Below are 3,411 nucleotides of genomic sequence, written 5' to 3'. Positions count from 1 at the left end.
GGCGGGTACTTTTCCGAGGGGATCCTGGGTGGTCTCGTCGTGGGTGAGCGTCTGCACGTGGAAGGGCCGTTTGGTGCCTGTACCTGGCAGGACGATGATGCGGCGCCGGTGGTGTTATTCGCCACGGGCACTGGTTATGCGGGCATCAAGCCTATCCTGCTGACCGCGCTCAAGCGCGATGTCGACGTGACGTTGTACTGGGGCGGCGCGCAATCGGTGGATTTTTATGACAGCGCATTTCTCGACCACCTGATGCTTGAGCATCCTCGTTTTCGCTGGCATTGCGTGCGGTCATCCGAGGGCAGAGTGCAAGAGGTTGCAATGAGTCATGGGCATCAGTGGGAACAGGCCCAGGTTTATGCGTGCGGCAACGGTGCAATGCTCGGCCAGGTGCGCACCCATTGCCTTGAAGCGGGGTTGCCGAGCCACCGGTTTATCGCGGAGGCGTTTGTCGCCAGTGGGCGGTCAAGTGCGCAAGCAGTCTCCCTGTCGTTCGACCCGGTCTGGGAGAAAGTCGGTCCGCGTTATTCCTTGGACGGCATGTTGGCGGCGCGGGAAAAATCCAAGCGTGCCTTGGCGGCCATTGCCAGCCAGTTGAAGGTCGGCATGACCACCGGTGAGGCCCTTGAGATGGCCGCGAGGCAACTGCAGGCCATGGGCGCTTCGCACACTTGGCATCCGACGTACATTCGTTTTGGCGCCGACACTGTGCGCCCACCGCGCGAGGGCATAGATCGTCAGCGCAGGCTGGGCGCTAATGATATTGCCGTGGTCGATCTTGGCCCGGTGTGGGATGGCTACGAAGGGGACTATGGCGATACGTTTGTGTTTGGCGATGCGCCGTTGCATCAGGCCTGTACAACGGCCTTGCACGAAGTGTTCGATGAAACACGCCAAGCTTGGCTGCGTGGCCTGACCGGGCGTGAACTCTACGACTTCGCCGAGCAGAGCGCTGCGTCAAAGGGCTGGAGGCTGGCGCGCAACCTGGCGGGGCACCGCCTTGCGGATTTTCCCCATGCATTGTTCGAGAGCAAAGAGTTGGCTGACCTGGAGATATCTCCGAGTGAAATGGCCTGGGTATTGGAGATCCAGCTGTGCCATCCCACCGAGCCGGTCGGTGGGTTCTTTGAAGACATGCTGATGTTGCAAGGCTGAAGAGCCTGCCATTGTTGCCGAGAATTGCGCTTATCTCGATTGCCCTGCAAAGCGAGATCTCGCCCACACAACCGATCCCCTGTGGGAGCTGTCGAGCTTTAGCGAGGCTGCGAAAGCGGTGGGTCAGGCGCTGAAGATTCTGCCTGTGCCGCCGCCATCGCAGCCTCGCCGGGGCTCCAGCTGCGTCAGAGCTTCGGCAACTGCCCGACGCGGCCCATCATTTCGGTGACGATCTGCAGGTCCAGCAAGAACTGCTCAACCGTCTTGAACTCGCTGTCCGTGTGCCCGGTGTACTTCTCTTCCGGGCGCGCCAGGCCGAATTGCACGCCGTTGGGCAGGTCATGCACGGAGGTTGCGCCGGCTGAAGTGCCGAACTTGTGTGCCATCCCCAGGTTTTCCGTGGCCACCGCCAACAAGGCCTTGACCCACTCGCCTTCAGGGTTGCGGTACATCGGCGTGTCGAGCGAGTACGTGAAGTTCACCTTGACCTTGGCATCCTGGTTCCAGGCAGTGAGCTTCTGCTCAATCTGCGCCTTGAGTGAATCAGGGGTTTTACCTTTCGGCGCGCGCAGGTTCACTGCCAGTTTGAAGGCTTTGTCATCTTGGCCCACAAACGTCAGCGAGGTGGTCAGCGGGCCCATGAAATCATCCGCGTAGCCCACACCCAATTTGCCGCCCAGGTAATCCAGGCCCCAGTTGTCGGCGGCATACCGCGCGGCGTCGGTGATGTGGTTGTGCTTGAGGGCGACCTTGCCATCCAGGCTGTGGATCAGCTCCAGCATGCGCGCCACCGGGTTGACTCCGGTTTCGGGCTCGGAGGAGTGCGCGGACACGCCGGTCACCGTGAGTTTGACGTCCTTGCCATCGACCTTGGCCGTCACCTGAAAATTGCCACCGTTGCGCTTGGCATAGTCGGCACCGGCCTGTTGCAGGCTGGCGGCCAATTCGGCGGGTGTATCGCTGACCAGCGTGGCCACCGAGGCCGATGGGATCTGGTTGTTCGCCTTGCCGCCGGTCATCGCGATGATCTCTGCGCCTTTGCCTTCGCCTTTGCGCACCGGGAAGGTGGCCATGACCGTCCCCGAGCCTTTCTCGGCAATCACCACCGGGTAACCGCCATCCAGCGCCAGGTTGTATTGCGGCACGGGATTGCGCTCGAAATAGTAAGGAATAGCCTCACCGGAAGTTTCTTCGGTGGTGTCCACCAGCAGCTTGAACGTGCGCGCCAGTGGCAGCTTTTCTTCCTTGATCACCTTCATGGCGTACATCGTCACCACGATGCCGTTCTTGTCATCCTCGGTACCGCGGCCATACATGCGGTCGCCGATCAGCGTGACCTTGAACGGGTCGAGTTTGGTGCCGTCTTGCAGCACCCAGTTTTCCGGGGTGACCGGCACCACGTCGGCGTGAGCATGCACCCCCACGACTTCATCACCGCTGCCTTCCAGGGAGATTTCGTAGACGCGGTTATCGACGTTACGGAAGTTCAGGTTGAAGGACTTGGCCAGGGCCTCGATCTTCGCGGCGATCTTGAGGAATTCCGGGTTATTGTATTGCGGCAGGCCGTCTACGTTAAACGTAGGGATCTCCACCAGTTCACGCAGGGTTTCGAGCGCGGCTTTGCCATATTTAACGCGGGTGTAAATGCCCAGCAGGCGATTGATCTCGTTCTGCTGCTCGGCGCTCAGGGTTTTGTTGCCCAGAAACGCGCTGATAGCAGTGCCGGTGTCAGCCGATTTGCCGAACTCGCCCTTAGCCAGGGTGCCGAGGAAACTGCGAAAATCGGTGACCGAGGTCTCGCTGAACTGCTTCAAGATGGCTGCGCTTTGGTCTGCGGTGATGTTAGCGGATGCGGGAGTGGCAACTGCCGACAGGCTCGCGGCGAACAAGGTGGCAGCCACCAGTTTTTTCAGTGGAAAGTGCATGGTTAAAGGCATTCCTTTGCAAAGTGAATGTAGGAAATATTCTGATCGTTATGTCAGAAACAATTTCACACACTAACACTGCAAAGGAACAGTAGGGGAGACCTTGAACAAGGAAAAATCCTACTTTAATAAACGCACCGTTCATTAGTCGCTGGCTTTTTCAGAGTTAGGGCCGAACCAAATACAAGGTCTGAGTGAAGGTACCATCGGGGTTGGGTTCGGAGCTCATTTCGCCGGTGGAACCGGCATAGGTGCCTGTGCTGCCGACGACGGCGACCACGGATTTTCCGGCTTCCAGTTCCTGGCCGGCGACTACCACGGTACCTGTAAC

2 protein-coding genes are annotated in these 3,411 nt (G+C 59.3%); one reads left to right on the top strand and one right to left on the bottom strand.

Features of this window, described 5'->3' with window-relative positions:
• The coding region (locus GIW04_RS29085) for a M24 family metallopeptidase (protein ID WP_236479474.1) at positions 1-1,155 on the top strand (1,155 nt) is incomplete at its 5' end.
• A 185-nt stretch (positions 1,156-1,340) separates the two neighbouring features.
• Here the strand turns inward: GIW04_RS29085 and GIW04_RS29080 are convergent.
• Entirely contained in the window at positions 1,341-3,080 is a 1,740-nt protein-coding gene (locus tag GIW04_RS29080) for a dipeptidase (protein ID WP_003190089.1), read from the bottom strand.
• Between the last annotated feature and the right edge of the window lie 331 nt (positions 3,081-3,411).

It is taken from the genome of Pseudomonas sp. PA-4-8C (assembly GCF_021606625.1).
Taxonomy (GTDB): domain Bacteria; phylum Pseudomonadota; class Gammaproteobacteria; order Pseudomonadales; family Pseudomonadaceae; genus Aquipseudomonas; species Aquipseudomonas lactis.
The sequence above is the reverse complement of the archived record's forward strand: the minus strand, read 5'-3'. Positions and strand labels throughout refer to the sequence as shown.